Here is a 22123-nt window from a genome sequence, read left to right on the forward strand (position 1 = left end):
CCGACGCGGCTCGCCGTCATCGCGATGGGCCGCTACGGCGGCCACGAGCTGGGCTACGGCAGCGACGCGGACGTCATGTTCGTCCACGACCCCCGCCCTGGCGCGGACGAGTCGAAGGCGACGGCGGCGGCCCGGCAGGTCTTCGAGGAGCTGCGCCGTCTGCTGCAGGTGCCCTCGACCGAGCCCCCGCTCACCATCGACGCGGACCTGCGCCCGGAGGGCCGCCAGGGCCCGCTGGTGCGGACGCTCGCCTCGTACGCGGCCTACTACCGGCGCTGGTCGCACACCTGGGAGAGCCAGGCCCTGCTGCGTGCGGAGCCGGTGGCGGGAGACACCGAACTGGGCGCGGCCTTCCGCGAGCTGATCGACCCGCTGCGGTACCCGGAGGCCGGGGTGTCGGCGGGGGAGCTGCGGGAGATCCGCAGGATCAAGGCCCGGGTCGAGACCGAACGCCTGCCGCGCGGGGCGGACCCCACCACGCACACGAAGCTCGGCCGCGGCGGCCTGGCGGACGTCGAGTGGACGGTGCAACTGCTCCAGTTGCAGCACGGGGCGACCGTCCCCGGGCTGCGCACGACGCGGACGGGTGACGCCCTGTCAGCGGCGGTGGCCGCGGACCTGATGACCCCCGAACAGGCGGGGACGCTACGGGACGCCTGGATGCAGGCGAGCAGGGTGCGGAACGCGGTGATGCTGGTGCGGGGCAGGCCCGGTGACAGCTTCCCGAACGATCCCACGGAGCTGGCGGGGGTGGCCCGGTACCTGGGCTATGCGCCCGGCCACGCGGGGGAGATGGTCGACGACTACCGCCGCACGGCCCGCCGCGCCCGCCAGGTCATGGAGGACCTTTTCTACGGGTAGGCAGGTGCACCTGCCCCGTCAGGCGGCGCAGCCGCCGGGGGCGCGAGGAACTGCGCGAGCAACCCACCGCTCGGGGAGGTCCGACCTCATTTTGCGGGACGGACCTCCGTGGGTGGTGGGCCGGTCGCGCAGTTCCTCGCGCCCCTGGCGGCTGCGCCGCTTGGCGGACCGTGCGGGTCAGGGCTGGGGGGCGCCGACGGGTTCGGGCGTGGGTTCGGAGTCCGGCTGCTCCACGGGAGGGATGGTCGAGCTTTCCGTCGCGGCCGGGCGGCGGGGGAGGGAGAAGGCCCAGGCGCCGTACGCCGCGCGGGAGGCGACGAAGCCGAGGCCCGTGCAGAGCGCACCGGCCAGCGCGTCGACGAAGTAGTGGTTCGCGGTGCCGACGATGACGACCAGCGTGGCCAGCGGATAGATCAGCCCCAGCACCCGCAGCCAGGTCCGCCGGGCCAGGAAGGCGACGGTCAGGCCGCACCACAGGCTCCAGCCGATGTGCATGGAGGGCATCGCGGCGAACTGGTTGGACACGTGGGCCATGTCGCCCGAGGCCATCGAGCCCCAGGTGTGGTGCTTGGCGACGGTGTCGATGAAGTCGCCGCCCGTCATCAGCCGGGGCGGGGCCAGCGGGAAGAAGTAGAAGCCGAAGAGCGCGATGCCCGTCGTCACGAAGAGCGACAGCCGCGCCGCGGCGTAGCGGCCGGGGTGGCTGCGGAAGAGCCAGACAAGTACCGCGATCGTCAGGATGAAGTGCAGGGTGGCGTAGTAGTAGTTCATGCCGGTGATCAGCCAGCCGACGGAGTCGAAGGCGTGGTTGATCGAACGCTCGGCCGCGATGTGCAGGCTCTGCTCGAAGTGCCAGACTCCGCGCGCATGGTCCTGGGCGCGGTCCTCCATCTCCGGGACGGCGTTGCGGACCAGCGAGTAGATCCAGTAGCTGAATCCGATCAGCAGCAGTTCGAACCAGAGCCTGGGCCTGCCCGGCGAACGGAAGTGGCCGCGCACGGAACCCTGGAGTTGGCCCCATGCGCCACTGGTGTTCACTTCCCTCGCTGCCTTGCCCATAGGTCCGTAGTCTGCCATGTGCCTCCGGGCCGTCTGATCACCCTCTGGTCCGGTCTTCTTCGCCCGATGTCCCTCTCAGGTCCTACTGAGCGGAAGGGGCGGGCCCCTCGCCCGACCGGGTGAGGGGCCCCTGCTCGTTGGCCTTACTTCCAGCTGTCGTTCAGCGTGACGCTGCCCGAGGCGCCGGTGGTGTAGCTGCGGTTGCTGCCGGACTCCCAGGTCACGTTCCCGGAGGCGTCCTTGATGAGGTACTTGTACTCGAAGGACGTGTTCGGCGCGATGCTGAGGGTCGTGCTCCAGACCGGGTAGCCGGAGGAGGAGAGGGCGACCGCCTTGCCGGTGTCCCAGAAGCCCAGGGCGTCGATGCTGCCGACGACGTAGACGTTCTGGCCGGTCACCGTCGTCCTGGTCTCGTCGAAGGTGACGCCGACCGGGGTCGTCGAGGCGGCGTTCCAACTGCTGCTGAGGGTGGCCGCCGCGGTTCCGGTGGTGGCGGTCCGGTTGGCGCCCGACTCCCACTCGACGGTGCCGTCCGGATCCTTCTTGATGAACTTGTAGGAGAAGGCCGTGTTGGACGGCAGGTTCACCGTGGCGGACCAGGTCGGGTAGTTGGCCGAGGAGAGGGCGACGGCGTTGGCGGTGTTCCAGCTGCCGAGCGCCGGGATCGAGCCGACCACGTAGACGTTCTGGCCGTACCAGGTGGTGGCGGTCTCGTTGAAGGTCTCCGCGACCGTGGTGGCGGACCCGTTGTAACTGTCCGTCAGGCCCGCGCTCGCACCGGAGCCGGTGGTGGCGGAGTGGTTGGAGCCGGGCTCCCAGGTGACGTTCCCGGCGGAGTCCTTCTCGATGTACTTGTACTGGATCGAGGTGTTCTGCGGCAGATTGACCGTGGTGGTCCAGGTGGAGCCGGACTGGGCCATCGGGATCGCGCTCGCCGGGGCCCAGTTGCCCAGGCCGGCCACCGAACCGACCAGGTAGAGCGGAGCGCTGGTCGGAGCGCCGGAGACGGTGAAGGTCTCGGCGACGGAACCGGCGGACGCGGACGGGGAAGCCGAAGTCGAAGTCGAAGCGGAAGCCGACGCGGACGGCGAGGCCGAAGCCGACGCGGACACGGACGGCGAAGCCGAAGCGCTCGCGCTCGGGGTCGCCGTCGTCGTGGCGTAGAGGGCGACCGCGTCCTTCGCGGCCACCGAGACGGTGGCGTTTCCGGAGGCGTCCACCGTCACCGTCGGGCCGGAGCAGCTGCCGGTCGCGGCGTTGTAGTCGCCGTGGATGACGTCGCAGTAGGTGCCTGCCGCGAGCCCGGTGGCGAAGGTCCTCGTCTGCGTGGACGTGCCGTTGTTGAGCGTGATCCAGGCCTTGCTGCCGCGCGAGAAGGCGATCAGGTTGGCCCCGTCGTCGTACCAGTTGGCCACGGACTGGCCGGCTGCGGCGTTGTGCCAGCCGACCATGTTGGCCACGCCCTGGGCGCGGTCGGTGCAGGTCCAGCCGTTGGAGCAGTCGGTGTCGGTGACGAAGCCGCTGCTGTCGGCCGGTGGGGAGTCGTCCGAGGTGTTCCAGTTGAAGCTGGAGTACACCTGGGGCGTGCCGTAGCCCCAGGCCAGCAGGAACTCGGTGGCCAGGTTGTAGGTGGCCCCGTTCTTGTAGTTGAGGGTGGAGCCGTCCCGCTCGGTGTCGTGGTTGGTGACCATCGACTCCTCCAGCGAGCTGGGCTGCAGGCCCCAACTGCTGCCGAAGGTCTTCAGGTTGGCGATGTTGCCGGTGAACTGGTTCTTCAGGTTGTCGGCGTAGTCGAAGCCGATGACGCTGCCGTTGCTCTCGAAGGCGGCCGGGGCCAGGTTGCCGCTGCTGCCCGGGAAGACCTCCTGGACGACGTACGGCCTGCCGCCCCAGACGGTGTTGTTCAGGCGGGAGAGGATGTTGGCGAAGTCGGCCTGGTTGATGTGCTTGGCCGCGTCCACCCGGAAGCCGTCGACGCCGTAGCCGATCAGCTTGTTGAGGTAGGCCGCCTCCTTGGAGCGGACGTCGTCGGACTCGGTGGAGAGGTCCTCCAGCGAGAGCAGGTCGCACTCCTGGACCTGCGTCTGGTTGTTCCAGTCGTTGATGACCATGCCCGCGTTGGGGCAGTTCGCCGGGTAGCTGTGGAAGTCGGCCGAGGTGTAGGGCACCTCCGCGTAGTTCATCGACGACTCGCTGAAGCTGTCGCCGCCGTAGGAGTCGGTGCTGGTCTGGTTGGACCCGGCCATGTGGTTGAGCACCACATCCGAGTAGACCTTGACGCCGGCGTTGTGACAGGCCGTCACCATGGCCTGGAACTGGGCCTCGGTGCCCATCCGGCTGTTCAGGTCGTAGCCCACCGGCTGGTACACCTCCCACCAGGGGTGGCTGGTCTGGTTCAGGCGGATCGAGTCCTGGGGCGGGGCGACCTGGACGGCGCCGTAGCCCTTGGGGCCGAGGACGTTGGTGCACTCCTTGGCGACCGAGTTCCAGTTCCACTCGAAGAGGTTGGCGATCACGTCGCCGCCGTTCGGGGAACTGGCCTGGGCGGTACCGGAACTGAGGGTGAGCGGGACGACGGCTCCGCCCGCGATCAGCGCTCCTGCGGCGAGCAGGGAGCGCAGAGCTTGACGCATCAGAGACTCCGGGGGTGTCCGGGGACGGGTGGGGGAGTACGGAGGGACGGCCAGACACTCCCGCCGCCGCCGTCGGCGCGTCAAGACGTTGGTGGAAACTTTTTCAGCATCTTGCTGAAACATCTTGCTGTCGCTACCTTCACAGGCAGCACAGTGGACGGCGAATGCACTCAAGGGAGAGAGCCCGTGCCCCAGCGTCCAAGACGCCCCATAAAGCCCAGAGTTGGGAGCCTGCTCGCGGCCACGGCGCTGCTCGCCCCCGCTCTCGCGCTGACCCATCCCGTCGCGGCGGCCGCGCTGCCCGCCGCACCCACGGACCGCGCGCTCGCCGCGACGCCGGACCGGCACGACCTCACCCGGGAGCAGTTCTACTTCGTGCTCCCGGACCGCTTCGCCGACGGCGACGCGTCCAACAACACCGGCGGCATCACCGGCGGCCGGCTGGACAACGGCTACGACCCCACCGACAAGGGCTTCTACCACGGCGGCGACCTGGCCGGCCTGATCGACAAGCTCGACTACATCAAGAAGCTCGGCACCACCGCCATCTGGATGGCGCCGATCTTCAAGAACAAGCCCGTCCAGGGCACCGGCGCGAACGCCTCGGCCGGCTACCACGGCTACTGGATCACCGACTTCACCCAGGTCGACCCGCACTTCGGCACCAACGCCCAGCTCCAGGAGCTGATCCGGAAGGCGCACGCCAAGGGCATCAAGGTCTTCTTCGACGTCATCACCAACCACACCGCCGACGTCGTCGACTACGCCGAGAAGACCTACGACTACCGTTCCACCGGCGCCTACCCGACGCTCGACGCGAACGGCCGCCCTGTGGACGAGACGGCGCTGGCCAACGCCAACGCGCTCAACGGAACCGCGAGTTACCCGAAGCTGACGAAGGACTCCTTCCCCTACACCCCGGTCTTCAACAGCCCCGCCGACGCCACCGCCAAGACGCCGGCCTGGCTCAACAACGTGACGCTCTACCACAACCGGGGCAACTCGACCTTCGCGGGCGAGAACGCGACGGAAGGCGACTTCTCCGGCCTGGACGACCTGGACACCCAGAACCCGGCCGTGGTCTCCGGCATGGAGCGCATCTACGAGCAGTGGGTGAAGAACTTCGGCGTCGACGGCTTCCGCATCGACACCGTCAAGAACGTCAACATGGCGTTCTGGCAGCAGTGGGCCCCGGCGCTCAAGCAGTTCGCGGCCGAGCAGGGCAACCGGAAGTTCTTCATGTTCGGTGAGGTCTACGACACCAACACCGACACCACCTCCTCCTACGTCACCCAGGGCAAGCTCTCCGCGACGCTCGACTTCCCGTTCCAGAACGCCGCGCGCGAGTACGCCTCCCAGGGCGCCTCGGCCAAGGTGCTGGCCGGCCTCTACGCGGACGACTGGAAGTACTCCACCGCCGACAGCAACGCGTACGAGCTGCCGACCTTCCTCGGCAACCACGACATGGGCCGCATCGGCTACTTCCTGGACAGCGACAATCCGGGCGCGAGCGCGGACGAGCTGCTGCAGAAGGACGAACTCGCCCAGCAGCTGCAGTTCCTGACGCGCGGTCAGCCGGTCGTCTACTACGGCGACGAGCAGGGCTTCACCGGCACCGGCGGCGACAAGTCGGCCCGGCAGGACATGTTCGCCAGCAGGACGGACGAGTACAACACCGACCCCGTGATCGGCGGCGCACCGGGCTCGGCCGACCGCTACGGCACCAGCGGGCCGCTCTACACGACCATCGCCCGGCTGGCCGCGCTGCGGAAGGCAAACCCGGCGCTCGAGGACGGCGCGCAGATCGAGCGCTACGCCGCCGACGGGCCCGGCGTCTACGCCTTCTCCCGCATCGACGCCAAGCAGCAGGTCGAGTACCTGGTCGCGGTCAACAACGCCGCCACCGCGCAGACCGTGTCGCTGCAGACCTACTCCGCGGGCATGCGGTTCGCCCCGATCTACGGCGCGAGCGGCGCGGCCCTGACCACCGGCACGGACGCCAAGCTGGGCGTCACCGTCCCGGCGCGCTCGGCCGTCGTCTACCAGGCGGCCGGCCGGCTGGCGACGCCCGCCGACGGGCCGTCGATCACGCTGACCGCCCCGGCGGACGGCACCGACGGCACCGTCGCCGTCAAGGCCGACGTGCCCGGAGGCGGCTTCGACCGGGTGACCGTGGCCGCCTCCGTCGGCGGCGGCACCTGGCAGGTGCTCGGCACCGCCGACCACGCGCCGTACCAGGTCAGCCAGGACCTCTCCCACGTCGCGGCCGGAACCACCGTGCGCTACAAGGCCGTTGTCGAGGACAGCGCGGGCCGGCTGGCCTCCGCCACCGGCTCGACCACGGTCGGCACCGCGCCGGCCGCGCTGAAGCCCACGGCCGTGGACCGCACCTACGCCGTCGTCCACTACCACCGCGCGGACGGCGACTACACCGGCTGGAACCTCTACGCCTGGGGCGACATCGCCGACGGCGAGGGCACCACGTGGCCGGACGGCCACCCCTTCGTCGGCCGCGACGCGTTCGGCGCCTTCGCCTACGTCAAGCTCAAGACGGGCGCGAGCAACGTCGGGTTCATCGTCGAGAAGAACGGCACCAAGGACGGCGACGCCGACCGCAGCATCGACCTGAGCGCGGGCGGCGAGGTCTGGGTCGACTCGGGTGATGCCACGACCTACACGAGCAACCCCGGGGCCAAGGACACCGTCCCCGACAACACCGTGATCCTCCACTACCGCCGTGCGGACGGGAACTACTCCGGCTGGGGCCTGCACACCTGGACCGGCGCGGCCGACCCGACCGACTGGTCGAGCCCGCTGCAGCCCTCCGGCACCGACGCGTTCGGCGACGTGTTCACCGTGCCTCTGTCGGCCGGGGCCACCTCGCTCAGCTACATCCTGCACAACGGCGACACCAAGGACCTGCCCGACGACCAGTCCCTGGTGTTCAGCCAGAGCGGCCGCGAGGTCTGGATCCTGTCCGGCCAGCCCGGCTACCTGCTGCCGGAGGCCGCCACCTCCGCCGCCGACCTGGACCTGAGCAAGGCCAAGGCGCAGTGGATCGACGCCGACACGGTCGCCCTCCCAGCGAGTTGGGGCTTCGGGCAGAACGTGCCCAAGGGCTCCTCGGCCGAGCTGGTCTACTCGCCCACCGGAGCGCTCGCCGTCAAGGACGGCGACCTGACCGACCCCGGCTACTGGCTGCGGCTGCTGCCGGTCACCGGCGGTCTGACGGACGCCCAGGTGAAGGCGCACCCGGAGCTCAAGGGCTACGCCGCCTTCACGATCGACCCGCGGGACCGCGGCCGGATCACCACCGCGCTGCGCGCCCAGGTGATCGCCACCGAGCGCCAGGCCAACGGCGCGCTGCTGGCCGCGACCGGCGTGCAGCTGCCGGGAGTACTCGACGACGTCTACGCCGCGAAGGCCGCCAAGGCGACGCTCGGACCGGTCGTGACCGCCCACACCGTGAAGCTCTCCGTCTGGGCGCCGACCGCGCAGAGCGTCCGGCTGGAGCTGTTCGACTCCGCGACGGGCACCCGGTCCACCGTGGTCCCGATGCGCCGTCAGAACGCCACCGGCACCTGGACGGTGACCGGGCCGAAGTCCTGGGCCGGGAAGTACTACCTGTTCCAGGTCAGGGTCTGGGCACCGAGCGTGCAGCAGGTCGTCACCAACGAGGTGACCGACCCCTACTCCGTGGCCCTGTCCACCGACTCGAAGCGCAGCCAGATCGTCGACCTGTCCGACGCCTCGCTGGCCCCGAGCGGCTGGTCGCAGGACCGCTCGCCCAGGGCGCTGCCCGCCGGGCGGCAGGTGGTCCAGGAGCTGCAGGTCCGCGACTTCTCGGTGGCCGACACCACGGTCCCGGCGGACGAGCGCGGCACCTACCTGGCCTTCACCGACCTGAACTCGGACGGCATGAAGCACCTGGCGCAGCTGGCCAGGTCCGGCGTCACCACGGTGCACCTGCTGCCCACCTTCGACATCGCCAGCGTGCCGGAGGCGAAGTCCGAGCAGACCACCCCGCAGTGCGACCTGGCCTCCTTCGCGGCCGACTCCGACCAGCAGCAGGCCTGCATCGCCAAGCAGGCGTCCACCGACGCCTACAACTGGGGCTACGACCCGCTGCACTGGAACACCCCGGAGGGCTCCTACGCCACCGACCCGCAGGGGGCGGCGCGCACCGAGCAGTTCCGGGCCATGGTCGCCGCCCTGCACCGGCTGGGCCTCCGGGTCGTGCTGGACGTGGTCTACAACCACACCGCGGCCGCCGGCCAGGACGACAAGTCCGTGCTGGACAAGGTCGTTCCCGGCTACTACCAGCGGCTCAGCGCCAACGGCGCGGTGACGACCGATAGTTGCTGCGCGGACACCGCCCCCGAGCACGCCATGATGAACAAGCTGGTCGTCGACTCCACCCGGCTCTGGGCCACCCAGTACCACGTGGACGGCTTCCGCTTCGACCTGATGGGGCTGGACCCGAAGCAGACCATGCTCGACGTCCAGAGCTCGCTGAAGGCCACCGGCCGCTCCGAGTTCCTGTACGGCGAGGGCTGGAACTTCGGCGTCGTGGCCAACGACGCCCGCTTCGTCCAGGCCACCCAGGCCAACATGGCCGGGACCGGCATCGCCACCTTCAACGACCGGCTGCGCGACGCGGTCCGCGGCGGCGGCCCCTTCGACTCGGACCCGCGGATCCAGGGCTTCGGCTCCGGTCTGGCCGGACTCCCCAACGGCGACGCGGTGAACGGGACTTCGAGCGAGCAGCAGGCCCGGCTGCTCAAGCTGATGGACCAGATCAAGGTCGGCCTGACCGGCAGCCTCGCCGCCTACTCCTTCACGGACAGCGCGGGCAGGCAGGTCACCGGCAAGGAGGTCGACTACAACGGCGCGCCGACCGGCTACACGGACGCGCCCGGCGAGTCGGTCAACTACGTGGACGTCCACGACGACCTGGACCTGTACGATGCGCTCGCCTACAAGCTGCCCGCCGACGCCTCCATGGCGACCCGGTCCCGGCTGCAGGCGCTGTCCCTGGCCACCACCGCCCTGTCCCAGGGCCCGAGCATCGTGCAGGCCGGAAGCGATCTGCTGCGCTCGAAGTCCCTGGACAAGAACAGCTTCGACAGCGGCGACTGGTTCAACGCCATCCACTGGGACTGCACGACCGGCAACGGCTTCGGGCGCGGCCTGCCGGCAGCGGCCTCCAACTCGGCCTTCTGGCAGTACGCCAAGCCGCTGCTGGCGGACCCCAAGCTGGTGGCCGACTGCCAGGCGCAGCAGTCCACCAGCGCGCTCTACCAGCAGTTCACCGCGATCAAGGCGTCCAGCCCGCTGTTCTCGCTGCCCACGGCGGCCGAAGTGCAGCAGCGGCTCTCCTTCCCGCTCTCCGGCACGGCCGGTGAGGTCCCGGGTGTGATCACCATGCACCTGGACGGCACGGGCCTGGACACCTACCGCTCCGTCACGGTGGTCTTCAACGCCACCCCGTCCACCCAGACGCAGACCCTCGCGTCCCTGGCCGGCACCCGCCAGTCGCTGCACCCGGTGCAGGCCGACGGGTCCGACCCGGTCGTGAAGTCCGCGTCCTTCGACCCGGCCACCGGCACGTTCCACATCCCCGCTGAGTCGGTGGCCGTCTTCGTGGAGCGGTGATCCGCCGCCTCCGCTGAAAGGGTGTCAGCCCGTCCGCCCGGTGTGCCTGCCGGACGGGCGGGCTGACGCGTCCCCGCGTCAGGGCCGGAGTGGCTTATCCGCGACGCCGGCATAGGCGGAGAGCGACTGCCAGCCGGGGGCCGGGGCCGCGTCGGGGCGCCAGAGGGGGAGTTGGACCAGGCCCGGGTCGGCCAGGGCGAAGTCGCCGAAGAAGCGGGCGATCTCGGAGCGCGGTCGCAGCACCAGCGGTGAACTGGCGTTCCGGTAGGCCTCCTTGCCGCCGTCGGCGGCGGAGGGGGTGGAGAAGTCCGCGCTGCCGTGGGAGAGGACGAGCAGGCTGCCGGGGGCCAGCGCCTCACGCAGGTCCCGGACGGCCTCCTGGGCGCCGTCCTGGTCCGGGACGAAGTGCAGCACCGCGACCAGCAGCAGTGCCACCGGCCGGGACAGGTCCAGGGCCTGCTGGACCTCCGGGCTCTCCAGGATCGCCTTGGGCTCGCGCAGGTCCGCCTGCACCACCGTGGTCCGGCCGCCCGGGCGGCGGGTGAGCAGCGCGCGCGAATGCGACAGCACGATCGGGTCGTTGTCGACGTAGACGACGCTCGCGGGCGAGCCCAGCCCGCTCAGCACCTCGCCGGTGCTGCCCGCGGTCGGGATACCGGTGCCGACGTCCAGGAACTGGTCCAGCCCGCGCGCATGCGCGTAGCGCACCGCCCGGCCGAGGAACGCCCGGTTCGCGCGGGCGAGTTCACGCAGCGGCGGGTATGCCGCGATCGCGGCCTCGGCCGCCGCCCGGTCGGCGGGGAAGTGGTCCTTGCCGCCCAGGTAGTAGTCGTACATCCGGGCCGGGTGCGGGATGTCGGTGCGCAGGTCCACATGGTGGTCCGCCTCGTCCACACCCCGCGTCCACGACCAGTCCGCGCCCGGGACCCCGGTGGACTCCCACACTGACTCCGACTCGCTCATTCCGAAGCTCCCCCTTGTCTCCCCGGTCTGGTGCGTGCACGGGCGAGTGTAGGCCAGCACGCACCACCGCACGGGGTGTTCGCACGGGAGTTCACGGAACCTGAAACCCCCGGACAGGTCCGGGCGTTGGACGGAGGGGAGCACCGGGAGGGGAGCAGCACGCATGGACGCTGTCGCGATCGTCGAGGCGCTGGCCGAGCCGGCCGGGCGGGCCGACCCGTACCCGCTCTACGCGAGGGCCAGGCAACTCGGCCCGGTGGCCCGGGTCTGGCCGGACGTCGTCCTGGTCAGCGGCTACGACGAGGTCAACCGGGTGCTGCGGGACCCGGCCTTCGGCGTGGTGGACGGGGACGTCCGGCCCGGAGCCGCCGAGCCCGCCTCCGTGCGGGTGCTGGGGTCGTCCGTACTGCGGACGAACCCGCCGCGGCACGCGGCCATGCGGGCGCCGATTGCGAGCGTCTTCACGCCGCGCCGGGTACGGGAGTTGGAGCCCGCGATCACCGCCACGGTGGACCTGCTGCTGGACGAGATCGCGGCGGAGTTCGCCCGCGACGGGTGGACCGACTTCATGGACCGCTTCGCCTTCCGGCTGCCGGTCAACGTCATCTGCGCCCTGCTCGGGGTCCCCGAGCAGGACCGCTACCGCTTCCGGGGACTGGTGGGCGAGCTGACCGCGCTGCTGGAGTTCATGCCGGGCGACCTCACCGCGGCAGACCTCGCGGCGGCCGAACTGGAGGACTACTTCCGGCGGCTGGCCGCCGAGCGCCGGAACCGGCCGGGCGCGGACCTGGTGACCGCCCTGGTCGGGCTCACCGGCACGGAACCGGGGCTGGACGAGGGCGAGCTGCTCGGCAACCTGGTGCTGCTGCTGGTCGCGGGGTTCGAGACCACCACCAATCTGCTCGGGAACGGGCTCGCCCTGCTCTTCCGGCATCCGCACGTCGCCGCCGCGCTGCGCGCCGGGGCGCTCCCGGTGGCGGACTTCGTGGAGGAGGTGCTGCGCTTCGACGCCCCGGTGCAGATGACCTCCCGGCTGGCGCGCAGCGCCGGGCTGTCGGTCGGCGGCTTCGAACTGCCAAGGGGTGGTGAGGCGTTGCTGCTGATCGCCGCCGCCAACCGGGATCCGGCCCGGCATCCCGACCCGGACCGCTTCGACCCGTGGCGGGCCGAGATCGCCCCGCTGACCTTCGGCGCGGGCCCGCACTACTGCCTGGGCGCCATGCTGGCCCGGCGGGAGGCGGCGCTGGCCTTCGACCGGCTGCTGCGCCGCTTCCCGGGGCTCGCCCCCGCGCCCGGACGCGAGGCCGTGCGCAACTCGCGTCTGCTGCTCCGGGGTTACACCGACCTGCCGGTCCGCTGCTGATAGAAGGTCACCAGCACCCCGTGCGGGAGCGCGTCCGCCGCTTCGTCCTCCTCACACTCGTCGACCAGGCGCCGCAGCTGCTCCGCGAGTTCGGCCGCCCGGGCCGGGGTGAGCCGCAGATGGCGCAGGGTGAGCAGGAGTTCGTCGGGGGAGCGGTTGACCTCCTGGGCCACGGCTGTGAACAGTGCGGCGGTCCCCTCCGGCGCCGGGGCGTCGATCAGCAGCCGCTTCGCCGTGCGCCCGTAGTACTGCTCGGTTCCACCGCGCACGGTGCGGGTCTCGACGACGGCGACCAGACCGGCGTCCCGCAGCACTTTCAGGTGGTGGGCGACGCTGCCCTTGGCCACCTCCAGCCGGGCGGCGAGCCGGCTGATCGTCGCGGCGCCGGCGCTGAGCGCGAAGAGCAGCCGCTGGCGCAGCGGATGGGCCAGCGCCGCGAACTGCTCGGGCGAGGTGAGGGCGAGGACGTCGTCAGGTGGTGCCATGGGCCAAGTGTCCAATTCCCTTGACGCTTTCGCAAGGGCGGTGCTCTACTCGCCGCATGACGACGACCATGCCCGACCGAGAGCTTCCGCGGACCGAACCGCTCGACCCCGCCGCGATCGTGGAGGAGTCGGTCCGGTTGCTGCTCGACCGCTACGTCTTCCCCGACGTCGCGGCCGAACTGGCCGTGCTGCTGCGGGAGCGGCTCGCCGCCGGGGCCTACCGGACCCAGGAGCCGGCGGAGTTGGCGGAACGCGTCACCGCCGACCTGCAGTCCGTCAACGGGGACCGGCATCTGCGGCTGATCCACCACGAGACGCCGGTGCCCGAGGGCGAGGGCGCGGCCACCCTGGCGCTGATGCGACGGCGCTTCGACGCCTCGCTCGGCGGCGTGCCCCGCCTGGAACTGCTCGAAGGCGGCGTCGCAGTCCTGGAGTTGGGCCCCGCCTTCTTCCCGGTGGACTGGGCGGCCGAGACCTTCGGCCCCGCGCTCGCCCTGGCCTCCCGGGCCGAGGCGCTCGTACTGGACCTGCGCGGGAACCGCGGCGGCGACCCGGACACCGTCGCCTTCGTCTGCAGCTACCTGCTGGACGAGCGCACCCACCTCAACACGATGCACTGGCGGGAGGGCGGCCGGACCCTGACCGCCGAGTCCTGGAGCCTGCCGTACGTTCCGGGCCCGCGCTTCGGCGGCAGCAAGCCGCTGTACGTCCTCACCGGCCCGGGGACCTTCTCCGCCGCCGAGGAGTGCGCCTACGACCTGCAGCAGCTCGGCCGCGCCGTGATCGTCGGCGAGCCCAGCGGGGGCGGCGCCCACCCCCGCGAGGGGTACACCGTGCACCCGAACCTGGAGGTGTCCGTTTCCACGGGCCGCGCCGTCAACCCGGTGTCCGGGACCAACTGGGAGGGCACCGGCGTCCAGCCGGACGTCCCGGTCCCGGCGGCCGAGGCCCTGGACCGGGCGGTGGAACTGGCCCGGGAGCGGCTGACCGCGCTCAGCTCGTCCTGAGCACCTCGTCCAGGGCCTCCGGCGAGCGGGCCACCACGGCGTGGCCGTCGTCCGCGGTGATGATCGGGCGCTGGATCAGGACGGGGTTCTCGGCCAGCGCGGCGATCCACCGGCCCCGGTTCTCCGCGTCCCGGGGCCAGGCCTGACGGTCCTTCATCCCCAGCTCCCGGGCGGCCTCCTCGTCGGTGCGGGTGATGTCCCAGGGCTCGAGGCCCAGCCGGGCCAGCACGTCCTCCAACTCGGCGGAGGTCGGCGGCTCCTCCAGGTAGCGGCGGACGGTGTACTCGGCGCCGGCCTCGTCCAGCGCCGAGACGGCGACACGGCACTTGCTGCAACGCGGGTTGATCCAGATCTCCATGCCCCCAGGTTAGAGGGGGCAGGATGGGCCCATGAGCACAGAGAACATGCAGCAGGCCGTCGTCTACGCGAAGCCGGGCGGCTCGGAGGTGCTGGAGCTGACCACCCGGCCGGTCGCCGAACCCGGCCCGGGCGAGGTCCGGGTCGCCGTCCGCCTCTCCGGGGTCAACCCCACCGACTGGAAGTCGCGGACCGGTGCCGACCCGGGCGCCCCCAAGGTGCCCAACCAGGACGGCTCCGGCGTCGTCGACGCGGTCGGCCCCGGCGTGGACCCGGGCCTGGTCGGCCGGCGGGTGTGGCTGTGGGAGGCCGCCTGGCAGCGGCTGGACGGGACGGCGCAGCAGTACGTCGTCCTCCCCGTGCGGCAGGCGGTGCCGCTGCCCGACTCGGCCTCCTTCGAGCTGGGCGCGAGCCTGGGCATCCCCGGCATGACCGCGCACCGCGCCCTGACGCTGGGTCAGCACGGCCCGTCCCGGCTGGCCCCGGGCGCGCTGGCCGGACGCACCGTGCTGGTCGCGGGCGGGGCCGGAGCGGTGGGCAACGCCGCGATCCAGCTAGCCCATTGGGCCGGCGCCACGGTGATCGCCACGGTCAGCAGCGACGAGAAGCGGCGGCTGGCCGAGGCGGCGGGAGCCCACCACGTCGTCGACTACAAGGCGCAGGACGCCGCGGTCACGGTCCGCGCCCTGGCGCCGGACGGGGTGGACCTCGTCGTCGAGGTGGCCGTCGCCGCCAACACCGCACTCGACCTCGCGGTGCTCGCCAACGGCGGCACCGTGGCCTTCTACGCCGACGATGCCGGGGCCGAACTCACGGTCCCGGTCCGCGAGTCGATGGCCCGCAACCTGCGCTGGCTCGGGGTCCTCGTCTACACCATGCCGGAGCAGGCCAAGGACGACGCGGTGGCCGCCCTCACCGACGCCCTGGCCGACGGCGCCTATCGCGGCGGCGAGGAGGCCGGCCTGCCCTGGCACACCTACCCCCTCGCCGAGGCCGCCGCCGCGCACGACGCGGTCTCCGGCGGAGCGGTGGGGAAGGTGCTGATCCGCGTGGCGGACTGACGCAGCTGCGGGGCCGTGCTCAGTGGATCCTGCCGTCCAGCTGCGCCCAGGCGCGGGCGGCGGCGTGCTCCAACTCCTTCGCGCTGAAGGGGAGTCGGGAGCTGGCCAGGGTCTCCGCCGGGGTGGCCCCGTCGGCGTGGGCGGTGCGGAAGGCCTCGGCGACGTGGTGCACGGCGTCGCGCTGGTCGGTGACGAAGCGGCGGTCCACGGCGGTCCCGTGGCCGGGGACGTAGACGGTTCCCGGCGCGGTCCAGTCGAGCAGCGCGTCGAGCGTGTCGGGCCAGTCGAGCGGGAACGAGTCCGGGCCGAAGGCGGGCGGCCCGGACTGCTCGACGAGATCACCGGTGAGCACGGTGTTCGCGTCCGGCACACGGATCAGCAGATCGCCGTCGGTGTGCCCACGCCCCAGCCGCCGCAGCTCCAGGACCCGGCCCCCGCCCAGGTCCAGACGCTGCGTCAGGTCCCCGGTGACCAGGTGGTCCGGGATCACCTCCTCCAACTCGGCCATGCTGGCGGCCCACTCGGGGCTCTGCGCGGCGAGCCTCGCCTTGAACTCGGCGGCCCCGGGATCGGTGGCGGCGTGCCGCATGGCTGCCGCCGTGGCCTCGTGCGCCCACAGTGCGGCAGGCGGCTGCTGGCGCGGCGCGACGAACTCGGCGTTCCCCCAGACGTGGTCGAAGTGCACGTGGGTGTTGACGACCCAGCGGACCGGAAGGGACGTGAGCCCCCGCAGGTGCTCGCGCACCTCCCGCGCCTCCCCGAGCCCGGCCCGGGTGTCCACCAGCGCGAGGCCGCTCTCGCCGAGCACGGCCACGACGTTCACGTCGAAGGGTTCGTACCGCCGGTAGAACACCCGGTCGGCCGCCTCGATCCACTCAGAGCTGATCACGCCCCCGAGCCTAGCCCCCGCAGGGGCGCGGGGAACTGCGCGACCAGCCCACCACTCACGGAGGTCCAGCCCCGTGTGCGGGTCGAACCTCCGTGGGTGGTGGGCTGGTCGCGGTGGGGGCACCTCCCGGCCGAAGGGTGGGGGGATCCTCGCGCCCCTACGGGGTCCCCTCCGTCGTCACGGGGAACTGACGCGGGGTCACCAGGGCCAGGGCGAGGACCGCGGCGACAGCCGCGCCCGCGGCGCCGAGGTACACGTGGGTGACCGCGGCGGAGACCGCGTGCTGGAGGTAGTCGCGGGAGCGGGGCGTGAGGCCGTGCCCGGAGGGCAGCAGCGCCCGGGAGGCCGCGTCCAGCGTGGCGGGGAGCCGACCTCGCAGGGAGGCGGGGGCGTCCCGCAGCCACGCGGTGAGCGTGCTGTTGGCGACCACCGCGAAGGCCACCCCGCCAAGGCTCTGGCCCACCTGGCGGCAGAACAGCACCGAGGCCGTCGCCGTGCCCCGCTCGCCCCAGCCCACGCTGCTCTGCACCCCGACGATCAGGGGCAGTTGGAACAGTCCCAGGCAGCCGCCGATGGCCAGCATCACCAGCGTCGGCTGCCAGGCCGCGCCGCGGAAGGGGAGCACGGTGAAGGCCAGCAGCCCCAGCACCGCGCCGCAGGCGCCGAGCAGGGCGGTGTCCCGGAAGCCGATGCGCAGGTAGATCCTGCTGGACAGGGCCGCCGACAGCGGCCAGCTCACCGTCCAGGCGGACAGGACGAAACCCGCCAGCACCGGGGACAGCCCCAGCACCGACTGGGCGTAGGTGGGGAGGAAGACCATCGGGGCGATCATCAGCACGCCCAGGCAGCCCAGGGCCAGGTTCACGCCCGCGATGACGGGTCTGCGCCAGACCCAGCCCGGGATGACGGGCTCGGCCGCGCGGCGTTCGACCAGGGCGGTCAACCCGCCTGCCGCCGCCGCGAGGAGAAAGAGCGTCAGGCTCTGCGGGGAGGTCCACGCCCACGCCGTGCCGCCTTGGACCAGGGCGAAGAGCAGCAGGCCGGTGGTGACGAAGACCCCGGCCGCGCCCGCCCAGTCGATGGCCGCGCGCCCGGCCAGGTGCTCCGCGGGCTCCACCAGGTGGCGGCGGAGCAGGAGCATCGCGGCCAGTCCCAGGGGCAGGTTGACCAGGAAGATCCACCGCCAGTCCGCGTAACCGGCGAGCAGTCCGCCGACGGCCGGTCCGGCCACCGCGGAGACGGCCCAGACGGTGGACATCGCCGCCTGGATCCGCGCCCGCTCCCGCAGCGGGTAGAGGTCGGCGGCGATGGTCTGCACCGTGCCCTGGATCGCGCCGCCGCCCAGGCCCTGGAGCAGCCGGAAGACGATCAGCGACGGCATGTTCCAGGCCGCCGCGCACAGCAGCGAGCCGAGCAGGAAGACCGCCGAGCCCACCAGCAGCACCGGCTTCCGGCCGCGCACGTCGGCCAGCTTGCCGTAGATCGGCAGGGTCACCGTGACCGCGAGCAGGTAGCCGGAGAAGAGCCAGGAGAACCAGGAGAAGCCGCCGAGGTCGGAGACGATCTGCGGTACGGCGGTCGAGACGCAGGCGCTGTCCATGGCGACGAGCGCCATGGACAGCATCAGCGCGGCGACGACCAGCCGGCGCCCCGGCGGGGGAGGGGGCCCGAGCGGACCGCCGCCCCGATCGGGCGTCAGCTCCGGCTTGCTGCTCCGAGACCCTTCTCCGTCGCCCACCGGTCCCCTCCCAGGTCACTCGTGCCCCCGCACCTGTCAGCCTCTCACCGGTGTCAAGCCCATTACCGACCGTCGGGGTGCAACCGGGCGCAGCGGTTTGGTGAGCTTTCGGCAACGCCGGGGAAACACGATGGAAACGCCGGACCGCCAGCATCTCCCGTCATGAGCGGAGCGAACGGACTGAGCGGCGGGGACACCGCGTGGCTGCTGGCGGCGACCGCGCTGGTCCTGCTGATGACCCCCGGCCTGGCCTTCTTCTACGGCGGCATGGTGCGCACCAAGAGCGTGCTCAACATGCTGATGATGAGCTTCGTCTCGATCGCCCTGGTGACCGTGGTCTGGTTGCCGGCAGGTTACAGTCTCGCGTTCGCTCCGGACGCCGGCGGCCTCGGCCTCATCGGCAGCCTCAAGTACCTGGGGATGCACGGCATTTCGCCGGCCACGCTGACGGGGCACGTGCCCACGCTGCTGTTCGCCACGTTCCAGCTGACCTTCGCGATCGTCACGGCGGCGCTGATCTCCGGCGCGGTCGCGGACCGCACCAGTTTCGCGGCCTGGGTGGCCTTCGTCCCGGTGTGGACGCTGCTCGTCTACGCCCCCGTCGCACACTGGGCCTTCGGCCCGGGCGGCTGGTTCACCGCGCACCTGGGCGCGCTGGACTTCGCGGGCGGCACCGTCGTCGAGGTGAACTCGGGGGCCTCGGGGCTGGCGCTGGCCCTGGTGCTCGGCCCCCGGCTCGGCTTCCGCAAGGACCCGATGCGGCCGCACAACCTGCCGCTGGTGCTGCTGGGCGCGGGCCTGCTGTGGTTCGGCTGGTTCGGCTTCAACGCGGGTTCGGCGCTCGGCGCCAACGGGCTCGCCGCGGCCGCGCTGCTCAACACCCAGGCGGCGGCGTGCACCGGCATGCTGGGCTGGCTGATCGCGGAGAAGCGCCGGGACGGCCACGCCACCACGCTCGGCGCGGCGTCGGGGGCGGTGGCCGGGATGGTGGCGATCACGCCCTCCTGCGGTTCGGTGGACCTGCTGGGGGCGCTGGTTATCGGACTGGCCGCGGGCGCGGTCTGCTCCTACGCCGTGAGCTGGAAGTTCCGTCTGGGCTACGACGACTCGCTCGACGTGGTGGGCGTGCACCTGGTGGCCGGCGTCATCGGCACGGTGCTGATCGGGGTCTTCGCGACCGCCGTGATGACCGGCGGCCCGCACGGACTGCTGCACGGCGGCGGTCTCGGCCTGATCGGGCGTCAGGCGGTGGCGGTGCTGGCGACGGCGGCCTGGTCCTTCGGGTTGACCTGGGTGATCGCCAAGGTGATCGACCGGCTGATGGGCTTCCGGGCCCCCGCCGAGCACGAGCTCTCCGGACTGGACCTCGCCCTGCACGCGGAGACCGCCTATGATCACGGCGTCGTCCACGCGGGCGCCGTCCACGGGGTCGGCGCCGCCACTTCCCACAAGGCCGAGGTCTCCCGCTCATGATGCTCGTCACCGCTGTGATCAAGCCGTTCCGGCTGGAGGCGGTCAAGGAGGCCCTGAACGGCATCGGAGTGCACGGCCTGACGGTGACGGAGGCGAGCGGGTTCGGCCGCCAGCGCGGCCACACCGAGGTGTACCGAGGGGCGGAGTACCGGGTCGACCTGGTCCCGAAGGTGCGGCTGGAGGTCCTGGTCGCGGACCTCGACGCGGAGCAGGTCATCGACGCGATCACGACCGCGGCCCGCACCGGCTCCATCGGTGACGGCAAGGTCTGGGCCGTCCAGCTCGACACCGTCGTCCGCGTCCGCACCGGCGAGCGCGGCCCCGACGCCGTCTAAGCCCCGGCCGGACGTGCGGTTCTGACACCTCGTCGGATCCGCCTGCCAAGCTGCGGGCATGGAGATGGAGCTGCAGCTGGTGATCGACTGCGCCGACCCGCAGGGGCTGGCGGCCTTCTGGGCCGAGGCCCTCGGGTACGTCCCGGAGCCGCCGCCGGGCGGGCACGCCACCTGGCGGGAGTACTGGGCGGCCATGGGCGTGCCCGAGGAGGAGCTGCCCCCCGGCGCGGGGGAGCGGCCGGAGTCGGTCGTCGATCCGGCGGGGCAGGGGCCCCGGATCTGGTTCCAGCAGGTCCCCGAGCCGAAGGCGGCCAAGAACCGGCTGCACCTCGACCTGAAGGTGGGCGGCGGCCGTGACGTCCCGCGGGCGGTCCGGGCGCGGCGGGTGACCGCCAAGGTCGAGCGGCTGACCGCGGCGGGCGCCACCGTGCTGCGGGTCCTGGACGAGCCGGGCATGGACCACTACGCCGTGGTACTTCAGGACCCGGAGGGCAACGAGTTCTGCGTGGTGTAGCCGCGGCAAGTCCTCCGCGCGGCGGGCTGGGGCCTGGCCGCGGACCGTCCCGGGCCCGCGCCGTTGCCCCAACCTTCGGGCGGGAGGTGGTCCCAGGCACGGCCTCCCCCGGCCTCAGGCCGGGAGGCGCCCCCCACCCTGCCTTGGCGAAACGCCCGAGTTCGAGGGCGCTCGGCCGCCTTGGATCGGGCCGCACCTGGGGCACCTCCCGCCCGAAGGCTGGGGGAACGGCGCGGGCTGATCCGGAAAGATCCGCCGGACAGGCCCTGGCGAATGGCCGGCCGCCGCGCCCCTTGCCGCTGCCTGGCTGATTGGACTATACCTATCGCTCACTTGGTCTACACCATCTCCTGACGCGCGCTCAGCCCCGAGGAGGGCCCATGCTCAGCACGTCAACTTCCGCTCCCGGACGCCGGGTCGGGCGCCTGCTCGCGGCGACCGCGGCCGCCGTGGCGCTGACGGCCACAGGAGCCGGGGCGGCCCACGCCGCGCCCGCCGCGGCCGCCGGGGCAGCCCACCAGAAGGAGCTGATCGGCTACTTCACCCAGTGGGGCATCTACTCGGGCTTCTTCGAGAAGAAGCTGGTCACCTCCGGCGAGATCAACCACCTCACCGAACTCGACTACGCCTTCAGCGACATCGCGGCCGACGGCACCTGCTCCAGCGGCGACCCGTGGGCCGACTACCAGCGGCCCTTCGCCGCCGACGAGGCGGTCGACGGGCAGGGCGAGAGCTACGACGCGACCGCCCTGCACGGCAACTTCAACCAGCTGCGCGAACTCAAGGCCGCCAACCCCCACCTCAAGATCGTCATGTCGATCGGCGGCTGGTCCTGGTCCAAGAACTTCTCCCAGCTGGCCCTGACCGCCGAAGGCCGGCAGAAGTTCGTGGCCTCCTGCGTGGACCAGTACATCAAGGGCGACATCCCCGGCCTCCCCGCCGGTGCGGCGGCCGGGATCTTCGACGGCATCTCCGTCGACTGGGAGTACCCGGGCGCCCCGGGCAACGACAACCCCTACGGCCCGCAGGACACCCCCGACTTCACCGCGCTGATGCAGGAGTTCCGCTCCCAGCTGGACGCCGCCGCGGGCACGGCGGGCGACGGGGCCCGACGCAAGCACTACGTACTGACCGCGAACACCTCCGCCAACCCGACTGTCGCCGCCAACCTGGAACTGCGCAAGCTGGCCCGGGTCGTGGACTGGTTCAACGTCATGACCTTCGACTACCACGGCAGTTGGGAGCCGACCGGACCGACGGACCACGCCTCGGCGCTGTTCCAGGACCCGCGCGACCCGAACCCGGCGAACAACCGGTTCAGCGTCGCGCAGGCCGTGCAGTACTACGAGCAGCAGGGCGTGAAGTCCTCGCAGATCGGCATCGCCATCCCGTACTACGCGCACACCTGGACCGGAGTCGCCCCCGGGCCGCGGGGCGACGGCCTGTTCCAGGCAGCCACCGCGGGCGGGGACACGCCCAATTACAACGCCGTGGTCAACGCGCCGGGCAAGACCTACTGGGATCCCTTCGCCCAGGCGCCGTACAAGTACGACGCCGCCACCGGCACCTTCTACAGCTACGACGACACCCGGTCGGTCGCGGTCAAGGGCGCGTTCATCAACGCGGCCGGGCTGCGCGGCACCTTCGTCTGGTCCATGGACGGCGACACCGCCGACGGGCAGCTGACCGCCGCTCTCGGCACGGCGCTCAACGGACGCTAACCGCACGGT

Annotated in this window: 16 protein-coding genes; 9 read left to right on the top strand and 7 right to left on the bottom strand. The window is 71.8% G+C overall.

Translation table 11 applies throughout. The features are described 5' to 3' along the window. On the top strand, window positions 1-861 hold an 861-nt coding region (locus tag ACFP3V_RS12480), incomplete at its 5' end, for a [protein-PII] uridylyltransferase family protein (protein WP_465270096.1). 177 nt (window positions 862-1038) lie between these two features. Here the strand turns inward: ACFP3V_RS12480 and ACFP3V_RS12485 are convergent. Continuing rightward, on the bottom strand, window positions 1039-1938 hold the full coding sequence (locus tag ACFP3V_RS12485; protein WP_380583033.1) for a phosphatase PAP2 family protein: 900 nt from the start codon (window positions 1936-1938) through the stop codon (window positions 1039-1041). A gap of 125 nt (window positions 1939-2063) precedes the next feature. Continuing rightward, window positions 2064-4553, bottom strand: coding sequence for a carbohydrate-binding module family 20 domain-containing protein (locus ACFP3V_RS12490; RefSeq protein WP_380583034.1), 2490 nt, complete (start codon window positions 4551-4553; stop codon window positions 2064-2066). A gap of 186 nt (window positions 4554-4739) precedes the next feature. On the opposite strand from ACFP3V_RS12490, the gene pulA reads away from it, so the two are divergent. After that, a complete protein-coding gene (gene pulA / locus ACFP3V_RS12495; protein ID WP_380583035.1) occupies window positions 4740-10208 on the top strand; it encodes a pullulanase-type alpha-1,6-glucosidase in 5469 nt (1822 codons plus the stop codon). 78 nt (window positions 10209-10286) lie between these two features. On the opposite strand, the gene ACFP3V_RS12500 is transcribed toward pulA, so the two are convergent. After that, complete coding sequence (locus tag ACFP3V_RS12500; RefSeq protein ID WP_380583036.1) at window positions 10287-11171, bottom strand: SAM-dependent methyltransferase; 885 nt, start codon at window positions 11169-11171, stop codon at window positions 10287-10289. Window positions 11172-11334: 163 nt separating this feature from the next. Between ACFP3V_RS12500 and ACFP3V_RS12505 the strand changes: the two genes are divergently transcribed. Then, window positions 11335-12534, top strand: coding sequence for a cytochrome P450 (locus tag ACFP3V_RS12505; RefSeq protein WP_380583037.1), 1200 nt, complete (start codon window positions 11335-11337; stop codon window positions 12532-12534). Here ACFP3V_RS12505 and ACFP3V_RS12510 read toward each other — a convergent pair. After that, a complete protein-coding gene (locus tag ACFP3V_RS12510; protein ID WP_380583038.1) occupies window positions 12507-13019 on the bottom strand; it encodes an ArsR/SmtB family transcription factor in 513 nt (170 codons plus the stop codon). The genes ACFP3V_RS12505 and ACFP3V_RS12510 overlap by 28 nt on opposite strands. Window positions 13020-13075: 56 nt before the next feature. On the opposite strand from ACFP3V_RS12510, the gene ACFP3V_RS12515 reads away from it, so the two are divergent. Continuing rightward, window positions 13076-14026: a S41 family peptidase gene (locus ACFP3V_RS12515; RefSeq protein WP_380583039.1), complete on the top strand. Its 951-nt coding sequence runs from the start codon at window positions 13076-13078 to the stop codon at window positions 14024-14026. Here the strand turns inward: ACFP3V_RS12515 and ACFP3V_RS12520 are convergent. Then, window positions 14013-14384 (bottom strand): arsenate reductase family protein, encoded by a 372-nt coding sequence (locus tag ACFP3V_RS12520; RefSeq protein WP_380583040.1) that lies wholly within the window; start codon window positions 14382-14384, stop codon window positions 14013-14015. The two genes, ACFP3V_RS12515 and ACFP3V_RS12520, sit on opposite strands and share 14 nt — an antisense overlap. Window positions 14385-14415: 31 nt before the next feature. Between ACFP3V_RS12520 and ACFP3V_RS12525 the strand changes: the two genes are divergently transcribed. Continuing rightward, window positions 14416-15444 (top strand): NADPH:quinone reductase, encoded by a 1029-nt coding sequence (locus ACFP3V_RS12525; protein ID WP_380583041.1) that lies wholly within the window; start codon window positions 14416-14418, stop codon window positions 15442-15444. Window positions 15445-15463: 19 nt separating this feature from the next. Here ACFP3V_RS12525 and ACFP3V_RS12530 read toward each other — a convergent pair whose 3' ends face one another. Continuing rightward, the gene (locus ACFP3V_RS12530) at window positions 15464-16333 is read right to left on the bottom strand and encodes an MBL fold metallo-hydrolase (RefSeq protein WP_380583042.1); all 870 of its coding nucleotides are present in this window, start codon (window positions 16331-16333) and stop codon (window positions 15464-15466) included. Between the two features lie 157 nt (window positions 16334-16490). Further along, a complete protein-coding gene (locus ACFP3V_RS12535) occupies window positions 16491-18071 on the bottom strand; it encodes an MFS transporter (RefSeq protein WP_380583043.1) in 1581 nt (526 codons plus the stop codon). A 162-nt stretch (window positions 18072-18233) separates the two neighbouring features. Between ACFP3V_RS12535 and ACFP3V_RS12540 the strand changes: the two genes are divergently transcribed. The 4 genes from ACFP3V_RS12540 (at window position 18234) to ACFP3V_RS12555 (ending at window position 22114) form a co-directional block, all read left to right on the top strand. After that, the gene (locus ACFP3V_RS12540; RefSeq protein WP_380583044.1) at window positions 18234-19544 is read left to right on the top strand and encodes an ammonium transporter; all 1311 of its coding nucleotides are present in this window, start codon (window positions 18234-18236) and stop codon (window positions 19542-19544) included. Beyond that, complete coding sequence (locus ACFP3V_RS12545) at window positions 19541-19879, top strand: P-II family nitrogen regulator (protein WP_380583045.1); 339 nt, start codon at window positions 19541-19543, stop codon at window positions 19877-19879. Before ACFP3V_RS12540 ends, ACFP3V_RS12545 begins: the two co-directional genes overlap by 4 nt. 58 nt (window positions 19880-19937) lie before the next feature. Continuing rightward, complete coding sequence (locus ACFP3V_RS12550; protein WP_380583046.1) at window positions 19938-20393, top strand: VOC family protein; 456 nt, start codon at window positions 19938-19940, stop codon at window positions 20391-20393. A gap of 380 nt (window positions 20394-20773) precedes the next feature. Continuing rightward, complete coding sequence (locus ACFP3V_RS12555) at window positions 20774-22114, top strand: glycoside hydrolase family 18 protein (RefSeq protein WP_380583047.1); 1341 nt, start codon at window positions 20774-20776, stop codon at window positions 22112-22114. Window positions 22115-22123 lie beyond the last annotated feature (9 nt).

The organism is Streptacidiphilus monticola (assembly GCF_042658505.1).
GTDB lineage: Bacteria > Actinomycetota > Actinomycetes > Streptomycetales > Streptomycetaceae > Streptacidiphilus > Streptacidiphilus monticola.